15 protein-coding genes are annotated in these 17,945 nt (G+C 71.5%); all 15 read right to left on the reverse strand.

All coding sequences use genetic code 11. The features are described from left to right. Window positions 1–272 precede the first annotated feature (272 nt). The gene (gene tyrS / locus QP119_RS08060) at window positions 273–1,541 is read right to left on the reverse strand and encodes a tyrosine--tRNA ligase (RefSeq protein ID WP_284775132.1); all 1,269 of its coding nucleotides are present in this window, start codon (window positions 1,539–1,541) and stop codon (window positions 273–275) included. Window positions 1,542–1,593: 52 nt separating this feature from the next. Further along, window positions 1,594–1,782 (reverse strand): Trm112 family protein, encoded by a 189-nt coding sequence (locus QP119_RS08065; RefSeq protein WP_284775134.1) that lies wholly within the window; start codon window positions 1,780–1,782, stop codon window positions 1,594–1,596. 62 nt (window positions 1,783–1,844) lie between these two features. Further along, window positions 1,845–2,429, reverse strand: coding sequence for a hypothetical protein (locus QP119_RS08070; protein ID WP_284775136.1), 585 nt, complete (start codon window positions 2,427–2,429; stop codon window positions 1,845–1,847). After that, window positions 2,416–4,035, reverse strand: a complete 1,620-nt coding sequence (locus tag QP119_RS08075; protein ID WP_284775138.1) for a VWA domain-containing protein — start codon at window positions 4,033–4,035, stop codon at window positions 2,416–2,418. Before QP119_RS08075 ends, QP119_RS08070 begins: the two co-directional genes overlap by 14 nt. Then, window positions 4,032–5,135, reverse strand: coding sequence for a hypothetical protein (locus QP119_RS08080; RefSeq protein ID WP_284775140.1), 1,104 nt, complete (start codon window positions 5,133–5,135; stop codon window positions 4,032–4,034). Before QP119_RS08080 ends, QP119_RS08075 begins: the two co-directional genes overlap by 4 nt. A 220-nt stretch (window positions 5,136–5,355) precedes the next feature. Beyond that, window positions 5,356–6,801 carry an argininosuccinate lyase gene (gene argH, locus QP119_RS08085; protein WP_284775142.1) on the reverse strand — a complete coding sequence of 482 codons (1,446 nt, stop codon included), beginning with the start codon at window positions 6,799–6,801 and terminating at the stop codon, window positions 5,356–5,358. Between the two features lies 1 nt (window position 6,802). After that, a complete protein-coding gene (locus tag QP119_RS08090; RefSeq protein WP_284775144.1) occupies window positions 6,803–8,002 on the reverse strand; it encodes an argininosuccinate synthase in 1,200 nt (399 codons plus the stop codon). Between the two features lie 66 nt (window positions 8,003–8,068). Then, entirely contained in the window at window positions 8,069–8,563 is a 495-nt protein-coding gene (locus QP119_RS08095; protein ID WP_284775145.1) for an arginine repressor, read from the reverse strand. Beyond that, window positions 8,560–9,546 carry an ornithine carbamoyltransferase gene (argF, locus tag QP119_RS08100; RefSeq protein ID WP_284775148.1) on the reverse strand — a complete coding sequence of 329 codons (987 nt, stop codon included), beginning with the start codon at window positions 9,544–9,546 and terminating at the stop codon, window positions 8,560–8,562. The genes QP119_RS08095 and argF overlap by 4 nt, the downstream gene beginning before the upstream one ends. Before the next feature lie 26 nt (window positions 9,547–9,572). Then, window positions 9,573–10,805 carry an acetylornithine transaminase gene (locus QP119_RS08105; RefSeq protein ID WP_284775150.1) on the reverse strand — a complete coding sequence of 411 codons (1,233 nt, stop codon included), beginning with the start codon at window positions 10,803–10,805 and terminating at the stop codon, window positions 9,573–9,575. Then, window positions 10,802–11,785, reverse strand: a complete 984-nt coding sequence (argB, locus tag QP119_RS08110; protein WP_284775151.1) for an acetylglutamate kinase — start codon at window positions 11,783–11,785, stop codon at window positions 10,802–10,804. Before argB ends, QP119_RS08105 begins: the two co-directional genes overlap by 4 nt. Before the next feature lie 25 nt (window positions 11,786–11,810). Further along, window positions 11,811–12,992, reverse strand: coding sequence for a bifunctional glutamate N-acetyltransferase/amino-acid acetyltransferase ArgJ (gene argJ / locus QP119_RS08115; protein WP_284775152.1), 1,182 nt, complete (start codon window positions 12,990–12,992; stop codon window positions 11,811–11,813). Between the two features lie 65 nt (window positions 12,993–13,057). Further along, complete coding sequence (gene argC / locus QP119_RS08120) at window positions 13,058–14,104, reverse strand: N-acetyl-gamma-glutamyl-phosphate reductase (RefSeq protein WP_284775153.1); 1,047 nt, start codon at window positions 14,102–14,104, stop codon at window positions 13,058–13,060. A gap of 215 nt (window positions 14,105–14,319) precedes the next feature. Continuing rightward, the gene (gene pheT / locus QP119_RS08125) at window positions 14,320–16,839 is read right to left on the reverse strand and encodes a phenylalanine--tRNA ligase subunit beta (protein WP_284775155.1); all 2,520 of its coding nucleotides are present in this window, start codon (window positions 16,837–16,839) and stop codon (window positions 14,320–14,322) included. Window positions 16,840–16,903: 64 nt separating this feature from the next. After that, on the reverse strand, window positions 16,904–17,911 hold the full coding sequence (gene pheS, locus QP119_RS08130; RefSeq protein ID WP_284775241.1) for a phenylalanine--tRNA ligase subunit alpha: 1,008 nt from the start codon (window positions 17,909–17,911) through the stop codon (window positions 16,904–16,906). Between the last annotated feature and the right edge of the window lie 34 nt (window positions 17,912–17,945).

The raw sequence follows: 17,945 nt of genomic DNA on the forward strand, positions 1-17,945 counted from the left end.
CAGTGCCGGCGGACAAGCCACAAGAAACGCACCACAAAAAGTACATCAACACACTATCGAGTTCTCACACAACACAAGCACGCCGGTAGCCACCGTCTCCTGGACGGTCACTGCCTTGCGGCCCGGATCCTGGAGTGTACGCTCGGGCTCGACTCGAAGTCAACCCGGTGTCTCTCCCCGGTCACTGCGGGCCCCGGAATAACCGCGGCCCCGGCGACGAGGTGATAAGTTACCCACCTCCGTCGCCGGGGCCAAATCGGCTGGTCAGAGCGCTAGACTCGACGCACTCCCGCGAAGTTCTTCTTGCCGCGGCGCAGCACCAGCCAGCGCCCGTGCAGGAAGTCCTCGGCGGCCGGCTCCCAGTCCTCGCTCTCGACGCGCACGTTGTTCACGTACGCACCGCCCTCCTTGATCGCGCGGCGCGCAGCGCCGCGGGAGGCGACGAGCCCGGACTCGACGAACAGATCCACCGCCGTGCGGGGCGCGGCGTCGTCAAGCTCGAGCACCTCGGTCTCTCCGACCGCAGACGCGAGCGTCGCCTCGTCGAGGTCGGCGAGCTCGGCGCGGCCGAAGAGCGCCTGGCTGGCCAGCTCCACCGCCTTGGTCGCCTCCTCGCCGTGGACGAGGTTGGTCATCTCGCGGGCGAGGGTGCGCTGGGCGACGCGCTTGTGCGGGTTCTCCTCGACCTCGCGCTCGAGCTCGGCGAGCTCCTCGCGGCCGAGGAAGGTGAACCAGCGCAGGTAGCGGATCACGTCGGCGTCGGCGGTGTTGATGAAGTACTGGTACCAGCGGTACGGGCTGGTCATCTCGGGGTCCAGCCACAGCGAGCCGCCGCCGGTGGACTTGCCGAACTTCTTGCCCTCGGAGTCGGTGACCAGCGGCACGGTCAGCGCATGCACCGTGGTGCCGTCGACGCGGCGCACGTAGTCGACGCCGGCGACGAGGTTGCCCCACTGGTCGCCGCCGCCGACCTGCAGGGTGCAGCCGAAGCGGTGGTTGAGCTCACGGTAGTCGTTGGCCTGCAGCAGCATGTAGGAGAACTCGGTGTAGGAGATGCCGTCGTTCTCCAGGCGGCGCTTAACCGTGTCGCGGGCGAGCATCGTGTTCAGCGAGAAGTGCTTGCCCACGTCCCGCAGGAACGGGATGACGTTGAGCTCGTTGGTCCACTCCGCGTTGTTGACCAGCTTCGCGGCGTGCTCGCCCTCGAAGGTGACGAAGCGCTTGAGCTGGCCGGAGATGCGGCCGGCCCAGTCCGCGACCGTCTCGGCGGAGTTCATCGAACGCTCGCCGACGTCGCGCGGGTCGCCGATCATCCCGGTCGCGCCACCGGCGAGCACCAGCGGGTTGTGACCGGCGCGCTGGAAACGCGCCAGCATCAGCAGCGGCACCAGGTGGCCGGCGTGCAGCGAGGGGCCGGTCGGATCGAAGCCGCAGTACAGGGTGACGGGGCCGGCCTCGGTCGCCTTGCGCAGCTCGTCGAGGTCGGTGGACTGGTTGATCAGCCCGCGCCAGGACAGTTCGTCGATGATGTTCTCGGTCATGTCTTCTCTAGTCGTCTCTTCCCGTGGTCAAACGTCGGTCAGGTGCTCGCGTCTACTCCCCCGCCGTGTCCGGCGGCCAGGCCTCGGCCTCGTCGACGAGCAGGACGGGGATGCCCTCGTCGATGCGATAGGCGATCCCGAGGCGCTCGTTGACCAGACGCTGCTCCTTCTCCAGATAGACCAGCGGGCCCTTGTCCTTCGGGCACACCAGCACGTCCAACAACTTCGGGTCCAGGCTCATGAGCCCAGATACTACCCGTGGCCCCGGCCCGGGGCGGGTCAGGGTGACCGGCGCGGCGGGGCTCACCGGCCCCGCGGCAGCCGGCCGAAGCGCAACCGCAGCGCCTCGGCGTGACTGCTCAGCTCCGTCAGGCTGTTCTCGAGGACCGCGGCGCGGATCTTCTCGCTCTCCTCGCGCAGGACCGCGGCGGACTCGACGGTCTCCTCCACCGCTCTCGGGTGGCGCAGGTCCGGCACCTCGAGGTAGCCGGAGATGACGGCGGGCAGGTGCTCTTCGGCGATCTCCCGGACGGTCAGCTGCTGCTCGGGGACCTCGGCCAGCTCGTCCCACTGTGTCAGGGTGCTGCGCAGCGACGTGCCCAGTGCGGCGACGGCCCGCTGGACCTCGGGCGCGGCGCCGTTGGCGTAGGCCAGGCGCTGCTCCTCCCGGCGGGTGGCCGCCGCCAACGCCTGGGGGTCGCCGGCGCGCGGGTGTGACCAGGGCGCCGCCGAAGTAGGCGCCGACGACGAAGAAGGGCACGCCGGGCCGAGACCGACGACGACGTGCAGGACGAGCACGACGAGCGCCAGCACGGTGGCGACGATGTTCTTGCGCGAGCCGAGCCAGTCCGCGACCGCCCCGCCGGCGCCCCGGTCACTGGTAGGCACGGATCTCCTTGAAGACCTCGCCGATGCCGTCCTCGCGGGCGTCGAAGACCTTGCCGCCGGTCAGCTCGGCCAGACGGGTCATCTCGTCCTCGTCGGCGGCGCCGTAGAGCACGGTGAACACCGGCACCTTCCGCGCCTCCGGGCTCAGGCCCTCGCGGAAACGGACGAAGTCCTCGTAGCGCGGTTCGACCACCCCGTCGGTGAGCACGACGATCGTGGCGATGCGGTTGTCCTCCGGGTCCTCGCCCCTGCGGTCCTCGATGTCGCGGTAGGCATCCTCGAGCGCCGGGTAGAGGTCGGTCCCACCCCCGGCCTGGAGCTCGTCGATCCGGCTCTCGAGCTGCGCGCGGCCCTTGCCGCCGGTCTCCGCGAGGTCGGTCTGCGCCGGTTCCTGCGGGGCGGTGTTGAAGGGACGAAGCGTCACGAACTCCTGGTCGCGCAGGCCGACCTCGCCGGTGGTGGTGCGGGCGCTGCCGTCGATCAGCGAGCTCATCGTCGACTTCAGCTCGTCGAGCGGCCCGCCGCTCATGGAGCCGGAGACGTCCAGGATGAACGTGGTGTCGCCCCGTGGGCGCCAGCGGTTGAGGTAGCTGTCGATGAGCTGGTCGGTCACCGCCAGGTCCCCCGGGAAGGGCGCCTCGACGAGCAGCTGGTCCGAGAGTTCCTCGGGCACCTGGGCGGTGGCGTCCACCGGGCGGCGGTGGGTCTCGTTGACGCGGTCCTGGTTCTCGAGCAGCCACTCGGCCAGCTGGGCGGTCTGCTCGGCGGTCGCGGCGTCCCCGGGCGCGGCGAGCTCGGAGAGCGGGTAGTCGGCGGTGACCACGCCGTCGGCGGGCAGGATGACCTCGAGGTCGGCGCCGTCCTCGGCGCGAATGCCGTGCAGGACCGACTCGTAGTTGACCACGGCGTCGGCACGCTCGGGCTGGTTGAGGAAGGTATCGCGCAGCCAGCCCGAGGAGCCCGAGCTCATCGTTTGCCCGGCGAAGAACTCCTCGAGGCGCGGCCCGATCTGCTCGAGATCCCCGGTGGTCAGCGCCTGGCCGGTGCCGGCGAAGGCGGTGGCCACAGACACCAGCGCGGAGAACCCGGAGTTGGACGACGACGGGTCGGTCATGCCGTAGGTCAGCTCGCGGTCGGCGGCCGCGGTGCCGATCTCCTCCCAGGTCGGCTGGTGGTCGGTCCAGCCCAGTTCCCGGGCCTTCTCCGTGCTGACGCCGAAGGCGACCGGCGAATTGGCCACGGAGGTCTGCTCCCCCAGCTTGTCGCCGGCGCCGATGAGCTCGACGTAGCGGTTGGTGGCGAACCAGGTGGCGTCGTACTGGCCGTCCATCTTCCCGGCCTTGAGCGCCTGGCTGTTTTCCACGGTGCCGCCCGGGTAGTGCATCTCGATGTCGAAGCCGAGGTCGGCCTGGGCGTCCTCGAGCACCGGGGCGAGGTCCTCGAGTTCGGTGGCCGCGGCGATGGTCGGCGTGCCCTGGTCCCCGGGCTTGAGCGCGTCACCGGTCGGGTCGGAGGACCCGCCGCCGGTCTCGACGCAGGCGGTGAGCAGCAGGCCGCCGAGGGCGGCGGTGGTCACGGTCGCGGCGGCGCGGGTGAATCTGTTCATTCCTCGTGCTCCCCCTCGGGCGGCTCCGGGCTGGTGTAGTGCGAACCGACGGTCTCGATGAGTGTCTCGAGCAGGTGGTAGTCCGGCGGGTCGACGGAGTCGATGAACTCCGGCAGTCCGGCGTCCTGGTAGCGCTCGGTGAACACGGCCGGGTCCGAGGTGCGGAAGCCGTGCTCGGCGGCCAGGCGCTGCAACTCGGCGTCGTTCTCTAGCAGCCGGCCCAGCTCGGCGCCGCCGTCGGAGAGGGCGACGACGGTGTGGTCGCTGAGCACGGTCGGCTCCGGGTAGGCGAGCACCATGTCGTCGCGGAGACGGGGCTGCTCCCGGTTGAGCTTGCCGAGGAACTGGGCCTCGTAGACCATCACCATCGGCTTGGCGCCCATGCCCTTGGACAGGTAGTCGGCGAAGGGGCCGGCGGAGCTGGACTCGGTGTAGCCCTGGCCGTAGAAGAGCGGGGTGAGGCCGTCAGCGACGCGTCGCGCCTCGTCCTCGGTGCTGACCTGGTTGCCCTCGGAGGCGACCCAGCACATCAGCGCCAGGTACATCGCCGCCGAGTTGGAGGTGCGCACGTCCGTCGTCGAGATCTGCACGGTGCGCTGGCTGGGCAGGGCGTCGCCCAGGTCGCGCCACCGGGTGTCCTCACGGGTCAGGTCCAGGTAGGCCTGCATGTCGATCCACCAGGTGCCGCCCTCCTCGCGGGTGACCCCGCGTGCGGCGAGCTCCTCCATGACCGGCTGGAAGGACGCGACGGCCATCGGCGAGTAGAACGGCGTGAAGATCCCCTTCGAGTCCGCCTGCTCGGCCACCGAGCGTGCGGCCGGTGCCGAGGAGGGGAAGGCGAAGTCGTAGGCGCTCAAGTCCGTGTCGGTGGCGATGTGCCTCGAGCCGGCGGTCTTCACGGTGACGGTGTAGCCCAACTCGTCGAGGCGGTCGATGACGGCCGGGTCCTCGAAGAAGTCGCGCTTCTCGGAGCCGATGACCCCCGTGAGCTCCGTGATGCCGCCACGGCCGCCCAGACCACCTGATCCGTCGCCGCCGTCGCCGTCTCCCCCGCCGAAGCCGAATCCCCCGAAGCGCACGACCACGATGCCGATGACCACGGCGGCGAGCAGGAGGGCCCGATCACCGTCGTGGCGCGCCGGGACCCGGTGCCGGTGGCACCGGTGGCAGCATTCATGACCGAAAGATTATGAGGCCCGTACCGGTCCTGCAACAGGAACGCCGGAAACGACGGAGAGGGTGCCCCCCGGTTCGGGGGCACCCTCTCAGGCCCGGCACCCAAGCGCGCGCTGATCAGCGCTCAGGCGCCTCAGGCGCAGGTCACTTCCCGGCGGGGATGACCGGCGTTTCGGCCCAGGTGCGGGCCTTCGCGTTGGCGGCGTCGACGCGCTCGCGCTGCTCGGCGACCCGCACGCCGGCGGTGCCGCCGTGGGTCGAGCGGGAGGCGACCGCACCGTCGATGGTCAGCACCTCGCGGACCTCCGGGGTCAGGCGGGTGTCCACGCCCGCGAGCTCCTCGTCGGTCAGGTCGACCAGGTCGACCCCGCGGGACTCGGCGATGCGCACGCACTGCCCGGAGGCCTCGTGGGCCTCGCGGAAGGGCACGCCCTGGCGGACCATCCACTCGGCCAGGTCGGTGGCCAGGGTGAAGCCGCGCGGGGCGAGCTCGCGCATGCGGTCCTCGTGGAAGGTCAGCGTGCCCACCAGGCCCGTCATCGCGGGCAGCAGCAGGTTGAGCTGGGCGACGGCGTCGATGACCGGCTCCTTGTCCTCCTGCAGGTCGCGGTTGTAGGCCAGCGGCTGCGCCTTGCAGGTCGCCATCAGGCCGGTCAGGTCGCCGATCAGGCGTCCGGTCTTGCCGCGCGTGAGCTCGGCGACGTCCGGGTTCTTCTTCTGCGGCATGATCGAGGACCCGGTCGACCACTCGTCGGCCAGCGTGACGTAGCCGAACTCGGGGGTGGACCAGGCGATGATCTCCTCGGCCAGACGCGACATGTCGACGGCGATCTGGGCGAGCACGTACGCGGCCTCGGTGGCGAAGTCGCGCGACGCGGTGGCGTCCAGCGAGTTCTCCGCCGCCGACTCGAAGCCGAGCTCCTCGGCGATCGCGTCCGGGTCGAGGTGCAGCGAGCTGCCGGCCAGCGCGCCGGAGCCGTAGGGCGACACCGCCAGGCGGTCGTCCAGGTCCCGGATGCGGTCCAGGTCGCGCAGCAGCGGCTGGGCGTGCGCCAGCAGCGAGTGCGCCAGCAGAATCGGCTGGGCGGCCTGGAAGTGGGTCTTGCCCGGCATGATCACGTCCGGGTGGGCTTTGGCCTGCGCAGACAGCGCCGCGACCAGGTCGGTAACCTGGACGGCGACGTCACGCATGGCGTCGCGGAGCCACATGCGGAACAGCGTGGCCACCTGGTCGTTGCGCGAACGCCCGGCACGCAGCCGGCCGCCGACCTCGGGGCCGACGCGGTCGATCAGGCCGCGCTCCATGGCGCCGTGGACGTCCTCGTCGGTCGGCTCGGGGCCGAAGGTGCCGTCGGCGACGTCCCGGCCGAGCCGGTCGAGGCCGTCGAGCATCGTGGCGAAGTCGTCGTCGGTCAGCAGCCGGGCGTTGTTCAGCACGCGCGCGTGCGCCTTGGAGGCGAGCACGTCGTAGGGCGCGAGCACCCAGTCGAAGTGGGTGGACACGCTCAGTGCGCTCATCGCCTCGGTGGGGCCGCCGGAGAAGCGGCCGCCCCACAAGGCTCCCTGGTTGGTTCCGTGCTTGGCCGGCACTCTAGCGGGCCTCGCGGTCGCGACGGTTGGCGATCTTGCTGGACAGGCCGTGCAGCTGGACGAAGCCCTTGGCCAGGGTTTGGTCGAAGGTGTCGCCGGTGTCGTAGGTCGCCAGGTTGAAGTCGTAGAGCGAGTGGCTCGAGCGGCGGCCGTTGACGGTGACCTTGCCAGCGTGCAGGACCATGCGGATGTCGCCGGTGACGTGCTCCTGGGTGGACTCGATGAAGGCGTCCAGGGAGCGCTTGAGCGGGCCGAACCAGAGGCCGTCGTAGACCTCCTCGGACCAGCGGGCCTCGACAAGGCGCTTGTAGCGGGCCAGCTCGCGCTCGAGGGTGACGTCCTCGAGGGCCTCGTGGGCGGCGATCAGGGCGATGGCACCCGGAGCCTCGTAGACCTCGCGGGACTTGATGCCGACGAGGCGGTCCTCGACCATGTCGAGGCGGCCGATGCCCTGGGCGCCGGCGCGGCGGTTGAGCTCCTCGATGGCCTGCAGCATGGTGACCTTGCGGCCGTCGATGGCGACCGGGCGGCCGGCCTCGAAGGAGATGATCAGCTCGTCCGGGGCGGCGGACAGCGACGGGTCCTCGGTGTAGGAGTAGAGGTCCTTCGTCGGCGGGTTCCACAGGTCCTCGAGGAAGCCGGTCTCCACGGCGCGGCCCCAGACGTTCTGGTCGATGGAGAACGGGGATTGCTCGGACTGCTCGATCGGGAGCTTGACCTCCTCGGCGAAGGCGATGGCCTTGTCGCGGGTCCAGGCGTAGTCACGCGCCGGGGCGACGATCTCAAGGTCCGGGGCGGTGTCCATGAAGCCGACCTCGAAGCGGACCTGGTCGTTGCCCTTGCCGGTGCAGCCGTGGGCTACGTGCGTGCCGCCATGCTCCTTGGCCGCCTGGACCAGGTGGTTGACGATCAGCGGGCGCGAGATCGCGGAGACCAGCGGGTACTGCTTCATGTACATGCCGTTGGCCTTGACGGTCGGCAGGCAGTACTCCTCGGCGAACTCGTCCTTGGCGTCGACGACGACGGCCTCGACCGCGCCGCAGTCCAGGGCGCGCTGGCGCACGGAGTCCATGTCCTCGCCGCCCTGGCCCAGGTCCAGGGAGACGGCGACCACGTCGGCGTCGAGCATCTTGCCCAGGTACGGGATGGCCACGGAGGTGTCCAGGCCTCCGGAGTAGGCCAGAACCACGCGATTCTTCATGTCTTTCGTCTCTTTCCTTAACGTGTGGACAATGTTTTCAAAGTGCCTGCGGCGACCGCTGCCATTCTAGCGACGGCCGTCCGCTCCCCCGGCGAGGAGGTCGCCGAGCTCGGCGCCCGAGACGGGTTCGCGGGCGAGCACGAAGACCGTGTCGTCGCCGGCGATGCAGCCGACGACCTCGGGCATGCCGACGCGGTCGATGAAGCTGGCCAGGTACTGCGCCGCCCCGGGCGGGGTGCGCAGCACGGCCGTCTGGCCGGAGTGGTCGACGCCGGCGACGAGCTCGTCGAGCATCCGTCGCAGCTTCTGCCGGGGCCCGGCCGGCCCCGCCACGGCCCCGTCGGCGGTCCCGCCGACGGCGTAGTGGGCGCGGCCGCCCTCGGGCGGGCGCACCTTGCGCGCGCCGAGTTCGTCGAGGTCGCGCGAGAGGGTCGCCTGCGTGATGTCGATGCCCTCGTCGAGCAGCAGCTCGGAGAGCTGCACCTGGCTGTGCACGCGGGTGCGCCCCAGGATCTCGAGGATGCGCGCCTGGCGGGCGGTGCGCGTCACCGGCGTGCTCACGCCTGCTCCCCCGCCGCCGGCTGGTGCTCGAGTAGCCAGACCAGCAGTGCCTTCTGGGCGTGCAGGCGGTTCTCCGCCTCGTCGAACACGACGGACTGCGGGCCGTCGATGACCCCGGAGGTGACCTCCTTGCCGCGGTAGGCCGGCAGGCAGTGCAGGAAGATGGCGTCGTCGGCGGCGGTGGCCATCAGCTCCTCGGTCACGCGGTAATCGACGAAGGCCTCCTCGCGGTTGAGCCCGTCGTTCTCCTGTCCCATCGACACCCAGGTGTCGGTGATGACGACGTCGGCGCCGGCCACGCAGCCGGTGTCGGCGGTCACGGCGACGGTCGCGCCGGTCTCGGCGGCGCGCTTCTCGGCGCGGGCGACGAACTCCTCGGCCGGGTGGAAGCCCTCCGGGGCGCAGACGGTGATGTCCATGCCCGCGGTGGCGAAGCCGATCAGGTAGGAGTTGGCCATGTTGTTGGCGCCGTCGCCGAGGTAGACCGCGCGGCGTCCCTTCAGTCCGGCCGGGCCCTGCTCAGGGCAGAGCTTCTCCACGCACGTCTGCAGGTCGGCGAGGATCTGGCCGGGGTGCAGGTCATCGGTCAGCGCGTTGACGATCGGCACCCGCGAGGTCTCGGCCATGTCGACGAGGTTCTGCTGGGCGTAGGTGCGCCACACGATCGCGGAGACGAACCGGGAGAGCACCGCGGCGGTGTCCTGCAGGGTCTCGCCCTTGCCGATCTGCGCGTTCTTCGTCTCGACGACGATCGCGTGCCCGCCCAGCTGCGCCACCCCGGCGTCGAAGGAGAAGCGGGTGCGCGTGGAGGTCTTGTCGAAGAGCACGGCGACGGACTGCGGTCCGGCGAAGGTCTGCTTCGAGTAGGGCTCCGCCTTCAGCGCGGCGGCGAGCTCGAGGACCTCGGCCTGCTCGGCCGGGGTGAGGTCGTCGTCTGCCAGGAAGTGCCTGACGGCGGCGGTCTCGGTGCTGTTCTGTGTCATGTGTATCTGTTCCTTCCCGGTCCTGCTCAGTTCTTCCGGTCCGTCTCGCCGGCCTCCGCGACGGCGGCGGCGATCGCGGCGGCCGTGGCCTTCACCCCGGCGTCGATCTCGGCGTCGGTGACCACCAGCGGCGGCACGAAGCGCAGCACGCCTGCACCGCAGGCGTTGAGGACGACGCCGTGCTCACGTCCCAGTTCCACGGTTCGCTTGGCGACGTCGCGTTCGAGGACGACGGCGCGCATCAGTCCGCGTCCGCGCACCGACGCCACGCCCTCGACCTGCCCGAGGGCGGCGGCGAGGCGCTCGCCGCGGGCGCGGACCTGGGCGAGGAAGTCGTCGTCGACGGTCTCGAGGACGACGCGCGCCGCGGCGCAGGCGACGGGGTTGCCGCCGAAGGTGGTGCCGTGGTCGCCGGGCCGGAAGAGCTCGGCGGCCTCACCCGCGGCGAGCACCGCGCCGATCGGCAGGCCGGCGCCCAGTCCCTTGGCCATGGTGACCACGTCGGGGACCACGCCCGAGTCCTCGAAGGCGAAGAAGGTGCCGGTCCGGCCCACACCGGTCTGCACCTCGTCGACGATCATCAGCAGGTCGAACTCGTCGCAGAGCTCACGCACGCCGCTGAGGAAGCCCTCGGGGGCGGGCACCACGCCGGTCTCACCCTGGACGGGCTCGAGGATGACCGCGGCGGTGTCACCCGGGTCCATCTCGATGAGCTTGCGCAGGTAGTCGAGGTCGCCGTAGGGGTAAAACTCGGCGCCTCCCGGCAGCGGGGCGAAGATGTCGCGCTTGGCCGGCTGGCCCGTGATCGACAGCGCGCCCATGGTGCGCCCGTGGAAGCCGTGGTGGGCCGCCAGGATGCGGGTCTTCCCTGTCTTGCGGGCGATCTTGAACGCGGCCTCGTTGGCCTCGGTGCCGGAGTTGCAGAAGAAGGCGCGGGTCGCACCGGGCTCGGCCGGGGCACCGGCGGCCACGAAGCGCTCGACCAGGCCGCGGGCGACGTCGACGACCGGCCGGCTGCCCAGCAGGTTGGAGACGTGGGTGAAGTGCCCGGCCTGCTCGGTGACGGCCGCCACGAGGCGGGGGTCGCCGTAGCCCAGCGAGTTGACGGCGATGCCGCCGAGGAAGTCGACCAGCTCCTTGCCGTCGGCGGTGGTCACGGTCGCGCCGTGGCCGTCGACGATCTCGACGGGCGGGACCGGGTAGGTGTGCATGAGGTAGCGGTCCCAGCCGGCGAGAGTGGTGTCGGGGGTGTCGGTCATGAGTTGTCGTCCTTCCTGAAGACCTTGCCGTCGGGGTAGTCGGCGGCGTCGTAGCCGTCGGGCAGCACCATGGTGCCCACGCCGCCCATGGTCAGAAGCTCGAGGAGCACCGAGTGCGGCACGCGGCCGTCGATGACGTGGGCGGCGTTGACGCCGGACTCCACGGCCCGCAGGCAGGCCTCCATCTTCGGGATCATCCCGGAGTCGAGCTTCGGCAGCGTCTCGCGCAGCTCGGAGACCAGGATCTTGGAGACCAGCGACTCGTGGTCGGGCCAGTCGGTGTAGAGGCCCTCGACGTTGGTGAGAACGAGGATGCGCTCGGCGTCCAGGGCGGCGGCCAGGGCCCCGGCGGCGGTGTCCGCGTTGACGTTGTAGACCTCGCCGTGCTCGCCGGGGGCGATCGTGGAGACCACGGGGATGCGCCCGGCGTCGATGAGGTCCATCAGCGAGGAGGCGTCGACGTCGACGATGTCGCCGACCAGGCCGATGTCGGTGGGCGTGCCGCCGACGTTGACCAGGCGCTTGCGCGCGGAGAACAGCCCGGCGTCCTCGCCCGAGGTGCCCACGGCGTAGGGGGCGTGGGAGTTGATGCGCCCTACCAGGTCGCGGCCGACGTGGCCGAAGAGGACCATGCGGGCGATCTCCATGACCTCGGGCGTGGTCACGCGGAAGCCGCCCTTGAACTCGGGCTCGAGGCCGACGCGGGTGAGCATGTCCGAGATCTGCGGTCCCCCGCCGTGCACGACGACGGGCTTGGCGCCGACGGTGCGCAGGAAGACCATGTCCTCGGCGAAGGCGTCCTTGAGGGCGTCGTCGACCATGGCGTTGCCGCCGTACTTGACCACGACGATCTTGTCGCGGAAGAACTGCAGCCACGGCAGGGCCTCGGCGAGCACCGCGGCGCGGTCCGCCGAGCTCAGCGCCGCGCGCCGGCTCGCGGCGGGTTGCGCGCCCGCCGCCGAATCAGTTGCTGGTGTCATCTGTCTGCTCCGTGTTCCCTGTCCGCTAGCTGCTGTAGGCGGAGTTGATCTCGACGTAGGCGTGCGAGAGGTCCGTGGTGCGCACGGTGCCGTGGCCGTGGCCGCCGAGGCCCAGGTCGACCTGGACGTCGATGTCGGCGCCGCTGAGGTCCACGTCGCGGGCGCCGGGCGCACCGGCGGAGTCGACGCAGACCGGGGTGCCGTTGAAGGTCACGGTGATGTGGTCGGGGTCCATCTCCACCGGGGCCATGCCGACGGCGGCGAGCACGCGGCCCCAGTTCGGGTCGGATCCGAACATGGCGCACTTGACCAGGTTGTCGCGCCCGATCACGCGCGCGGCGGTGCGGGCCTGGTCGTCGTCGACGGCGCCGGTGACGGTGATGGCCACGCGCTTGGTCACGCCCTCGGCGTCGGCCTGCAGCTGGGCTGCCAGGTCGCGGCAGGCGGCCAGCACGGCGGCGTCGAAGGTCTCGGCGTCGGGGGTGATCCCGGAGGCGCCGGAGGCCATGGCGACCACGGTGTCGTTGGTGGAGGTCGAGCCGTCGACGTCGAGGGTGTCGAAGGTGACCTCGGCGGCGGCGCGCAGGGCGGCGTCGAGCCGGGCGGCGGGCACGTCGGCGTCGGTGGTCAGGCAGACGAGCATGGTCGCCAGGGACGGCGCCATCATGCCCACGCCCTTGGCCATGCCGCCGACGGACCAGCCGTCGCCGGAGACGAGGACCTCCTTGCTGCAGGTGTCGGTGGTCAGGATCGCGCCGGCGGCGGCCGCGCCGTGCTCGGCGTCGGCGCCCAGCCCGGCGGCCAGCGCGTCGACGCCGGAGCGGACCTCGGCCATGGGCAGCGGCTCGCCGATCAGCCCGGTCGAGCACACGCCGACCTCGGCGGGCTCGAGCTCGAGCGCGGCGGCGGCGCGGGACTGGATCTCCTCGGCGTCACGGTCGCCGGCCACGCCGTTGCAGGCGTTGGCGTTGCCGGAGGTGTAGACCACGGCGCGCAGCGTGCCGTCGGCGACGGCGGCACGGGTGACCTTGACCGGGGCGGCGACGACCTTGTTGCGGGTGAACAGCGCGGCGGCGGCGGAGCCTACGGTGTTGACCACCAGCGCCATGTCCGGGTTGCCGGAGGGCTTGATGCCGGCGGTGACGGCGGCGGCCGAGAAGCCGGCCGGCGAGGTGACGTGACCGTCGCGGGTGACGGTGAGATCCATGGGGATTAAAGTCCTTTCGGGAAAAGTGGGGCGGGCGGGGGTGCGCCGGAGAAGGCGGGACGGCGCTAGGGGGCGACGGCGGTGGTCGGCAGCCCGGCGGTCTCGGGCAGGCCGAGCGCGAGGTTCATGCACTGCACGCCGGCGCCGGCGGTGCCCTTGGTCAGGTTGTCGATGGCGCTGGTGGCCAGCAGGCGCCCGGAGGCGGCGTCCACCTCGACCTGCACGTGGCAGGTGTTGGCGCCGAGCACCCACTGGGTCTGCGGCTGCACGCCCTCGGCGAGCAGGGTGACGAACGGCTCGTCGGCGTAGAACTTCTCGTAGGCGGCCCGCGCTGCGGCGGTGTCGGTGGCGCTGTCCGCCAGGGGCGCGGAGGCGACGGTGAGGATGCCGCGCGGCAGGGGTGCCAGCACCGGGGTGAAGCTCACCGAGACAGGCTGACCGGAGTACTCGCCGAGGTTCTGGGCGATCTCCGGGGTGTGGCGGTGGCGCCCGGCGGTGTTGTAGGCGCGCAGCGAGCCCATCGTCTCGGCGCCGAGGTTGGCCACCAGCGGCTTCTTGCCGGCGCCGCTGACTCCGGAGACGGAGGTGACCGCCACCTCGGGGGCCACCAGCCCGGCGGCGACGGCGGGCAGAAGGGCGAGGGTCGCGCCCGTCGGAAAGCAACCGGGAAGGGCAATGCGCGTGGCACCGGCGAGGGCCTCGCGGTGGCCGGGCATCTCGGGGATGCCGTAGGGCCAGGAGCCGGAGTACTCGCCGCCGTACCAGTGGGCCCAGTCCCCGGCGTCGGTCAGACGGTGGTCGGCGGCGCAGTCGATGACGGCGGTGTCCTCGGGCAGCTGCGCGGCGATCTCGGCGGAATGGCCGTGCGGCAGGGCGAGGAAGACGACGTCGTGGCCGGCAAGGTGCTCGGCGTCGGTGGGCTCGATGGTGCGGCCGAAGAGCTCGGGGGCGTGCGGCAGCGCCACGGAGACGGGGGTGCCCGCGGAGCTGGCGCCGGTCAGCGCGCCGATCTGGAGGTTCCCGGCGAGGTGCTCGGGGTGGCCGAGCAGGAGGCGGACGAGTTCGCCGCCCGCGTATCCTGTGGCGCCGGCGATTGCTACGGAGACTGTCATGTGGGTCACCCTACACTCTATGCAGGCCCTTGCAAATTATTCATTAACGACGGCGCGTCGGTTCCACCCCCGGTCCCCACCCGCGACGGCGCCTGCGGCGCCGTCGCCGAAAGAAGACGCGACGCCTGTGGTACCGCACCCAGGGAAGACGAGACCGCCGGACGGAAGAACCCCGCACCCGGGGTGTCCGGGTGCGGGGTCAGGTGAGCGGGCGGTCAGGCACGCAGCTCGGCGCCGAGGCGTTCCTTGGCCAGCGCGGCGGCGGCCAGGCGGGCCTCGTTGGCCTCCTCGTCGGTCAACGTGCGGTCGGCGGCGCGGAAGTGCAGCGAGAACGCCAGCGACTTCAGCCCCTCCCCCAGGCGCCCGCCGCGGAAGACGTCGAAGAGGACGGCCTCCTCGAGCAGCGGACCGGCGCCCTCGACGATGACGCGGCGGACGTCCTCGGCCGGCGTGTCCTCGGCGACGACCAGGGCGATGTCCTGGTGCAGCAGCGGGAAGGCGGAGAGCACCGGGGCGGGCAGCTCGCCGGTGATTGGCAGCGCGTCCAGGTTGATCTCCATCGCGCAGGTGCGCGCCGGAAGACCGGCGGCCTCGAGCAGCTGCGGGTGCAGCTCGCCGGCGTGGCCGACGATCTCGCCGGCCACGCGCAGCTCGGCGCAGCGGCCCGGGTGGAACGGCAGGTACTCGGCGTTGGCGACCTCGAGTTCCACGCCCGCGGTCCGCGCGACGGTGCGGGCGGCCTCCACGGCGTCGGCCCAGCCGTAGGCGCGGCCCTCGCCCCAGGTGCCGGTGGTGTCCAGCTCGCCGACGCCGACGGCGGCCACGTGCAGCGGCTGGGCGGGCAGCGAGTCGAGGACCTGGGAGACCTCGTCGTCGGAGGGTCGGCGGCTCACGTCCAGCATCGGGGTGTGCTCGGCGCGGGCGAAGGAGACCTGCTGCAGGCCGAAGACCTGCAGGTCCACGCGGCCGCGGGCGACGTTGCGGGCCACCGCGTCGAGCAGGCCCGGGATCAGCGTCGTGGCGATCAGGTGGCGCTCGGACTCCAGCGGGTTGCGCACCGTGACCGCGCGGCGGCGCGGGTCGTCGGCGGCCAGGCCCCAGTCGTCGGCCTGGGTGCCGCGCATGAACGGGTCGGGAAGGACCTCGGTGTAGCCGGAGTAGGCCAGGGCGTGGCCGACGGCGCGGCGACGGCGCTGGCGCGGGGAGAGCCCGCGGCCGCCGCGCGGGGTCGGCAGCACGGTCGGGATGTCCTCGAGGCCCTCCAGGCGCAGCACCTCCTCGACCAGGTCGACGCCCATGGACAGGTCGCCGCGCCAGCTCGGGGCGGTCACGGTCAGGGTCTCGTCGCCGGTGACGGTGCAGCCGACCTCCCCGAGGCGGGCGACGACGGTCTCGCGGGCGTAGTCGACGCCGGCGATGCGGGAAGGCATGCCGGCGGGCATCTCGATGACGGTGGGGGCGGGCACCTCGCCGACGATGGTGCGCCGGGGGTCGACCTCGCCGCCGCCGAGGGTGGCCAGCAGGTGGGCGGCCAGGTCCAGGGCGGGCTCGACCAGCGCCGGGTCCACGCCGCGCTCGAAGCGGCGGGAGGACTCGCTGGAGAGCTTGTGGCGGCGCGAGGTGCGCGCGACGGTCAGGGTGTGCCAGGTGGCGGCCTCGAGGTAGACCTCGGTGGTCTCGTCCGAGATCTCGGAGGTGGAGCCGCCCATCACGCCGGCCATCGACTGGATGCCGTTGTCGTCGCAGATGACGACGTCCTCGGCGGAGAGCTCGCGGTCGACGTGGTCGAGGGTGGTCAGCTTCTCGCCGTCGGCGGCCAGGCGGATCTTCAGGTCGCCGGAGATGACGCCGGCGTCGAAGGCGTGCATCGGCTGGCCGAGCAGGAACATCACGTAGTTGATCACGTCGGTGGCCAGGTTGACCGGGCGCGCGCCGCACAGCAGCAGCTCGCGCTGCATCCAGAACGGGCTCTGCACGCTCGGGTCGATGCCGGTGACCTTGCGCAGGCCGAACCGCCCGGCGCGGGTGGCCGGGTCCAGCGAGATGTCCATCAGCTCGCCGGAGACCGCCGGCACGCTCTCCGAGACCTCGTGGCCGGCGGCCTCGGGGTGGGCGGCCAGGTCCTCGAAGGTGATGTCGAAGGCGCTGGCCAGCTCGCGGGTCAGGCCGCGCGCGGAGAGCGCGTAGCCGCGGTCCGGGGTGATGTTGACCTCGAAGACGGTGTCGTTAAGCCCCAGCACCGGGCGGGCGTCGTCGCCGGGCACGGCGCCGATGGCGTCGGTCGAGCGGCCCAGGTTGATGATGCCGGAGTTCTGCTGCTCGCACATGCCCAGCTCGGCGGCCGAGCAGATCATTCCGGCGGAGATGTGGTCGTAGGTCTTGCGGGCGGAGATCTCGAAGCAGCCGGGCAGCACGGCGCCGGGCAGGGAGACGGCGACGAGGTCGCCCTCGGCGAAGTTGCGCGCGCCGCAGATGATGCCCTGCTTCTCGCCGGTGCCGTTGGCCTCGCCGACGTCGACCTGGCAGTAGCGGATCGGCTTCTTGAAGCCGGTCAGCTCCTCGATCTCGTCGACGCGGCCGACCACCAGCGGGCCGGTCGTCTCAGGGATGGCGGAGTAGCCCTCGGTCTCGAAGCCGACGCGGACGAAGCCGCCGTCGAGCTCGGCGTCGCTCACCTCCCAGCCGGGGTTGGCGTGGTCGAGGATGCCGGTGAGCCAGTTCTGCGAGATGAACACGGGAGTTCGTGGAACCTTTCGGAAAAAGCGGGGGTGACGGGGCGTCGGAAAGCGTGGCGGCGGTCTAGGCGTGGACGCCGAAAGGCAGCGTGAAGCGCACGTCGCCCTCAACCATGTCGCGCATGTCGGACAGGCCGTTGCGGAACTGCAGGGTGCGCTCGAGGCCCATGCCGAAGGCGAAGCCGGTGTACTCCTCCGGGTCGACGCCCACGGCGCGCAGGACGTTGGGGTTGACCATGCCGCAGCCGCCCCACTCGATCCAGCCGGCACCGCCCTTCTTGCCGGGGAACCAGACGTCGACCTCGGCGGAGGGCTCGGTGAACGGGAAGTAGTTGGTGCGCATGCGGGTGCGCGTCTCCGGGCCGAAGAGCACCTTGGCCAGGTGGTCCAGGGTGCCACGCAGGTGGGCCATGGTCAGGCCTTTGTCGACGGCCAGGCCCTCGACCTGGTGGAAGACCGGGGTGTGGGTGGCGTCGAGCTCGTCGGTGCGGAAGACACGGCCCGGGCAGGCGATGTAGAGCGGCACGTCGCGCGAGAGCATCGTGCGCACCTGGACCGGGGAGGTGTGGGTGCGCATCAGCTGACCGGAGTCCTCGGTGCCGACGTAGAAGGTGTCCTGCAGGGTGCGCGCGGGGTGGTCCGGGATGAAGTTGAGGGCGTCGAAGTTGAAGTACTCCGCCTCGATCTCGGGGCCGTCGGCGATCTCCCAGCCCATGCCGAGGAAGATGTCCGCGATCTGCTCCGAGAGCGCGGTGATCGGGTGCAGCGCGCCGGTCTGGCGGCGGGTGGTCGGCACGGTGACGTCGACGCGCTCGGCGGCGAGGACCTCGCGTACGCGGCGGGCCTCGAGCTCCTTCTTCACGCCGGCGTAGTGCTTCTCGACGCGACCACGTGCCTGGTTGACGATCTTGCCGGCGTTCTTGCGCTCGGTCTTGGGCAGCGAGCCGATGCCCTGGCGGGCACGGGCGATCACGGAGGCGTCGCCCAGGTGGGTGCGACGGGCCTCGGCGAGATCCTCGAGCGAGTCGGCGGCGTCGAAGGCCGCCACGGCGGCATCGGCCGCCGCGTTCATCGCCTCGTCGGTGATCTCCGGGACCTCAGCTGCC

It is taken from the genome of Corynebacterium frankenforstense (assembly GCF_030211955.1).
Classification (GTDB): Bacteria; Actinomycetota; Actinomycetes; order Mycobacteriales; family Mycobacteriaceae; genus Corynebacterium; species Corynebacterium frankenforstense_A.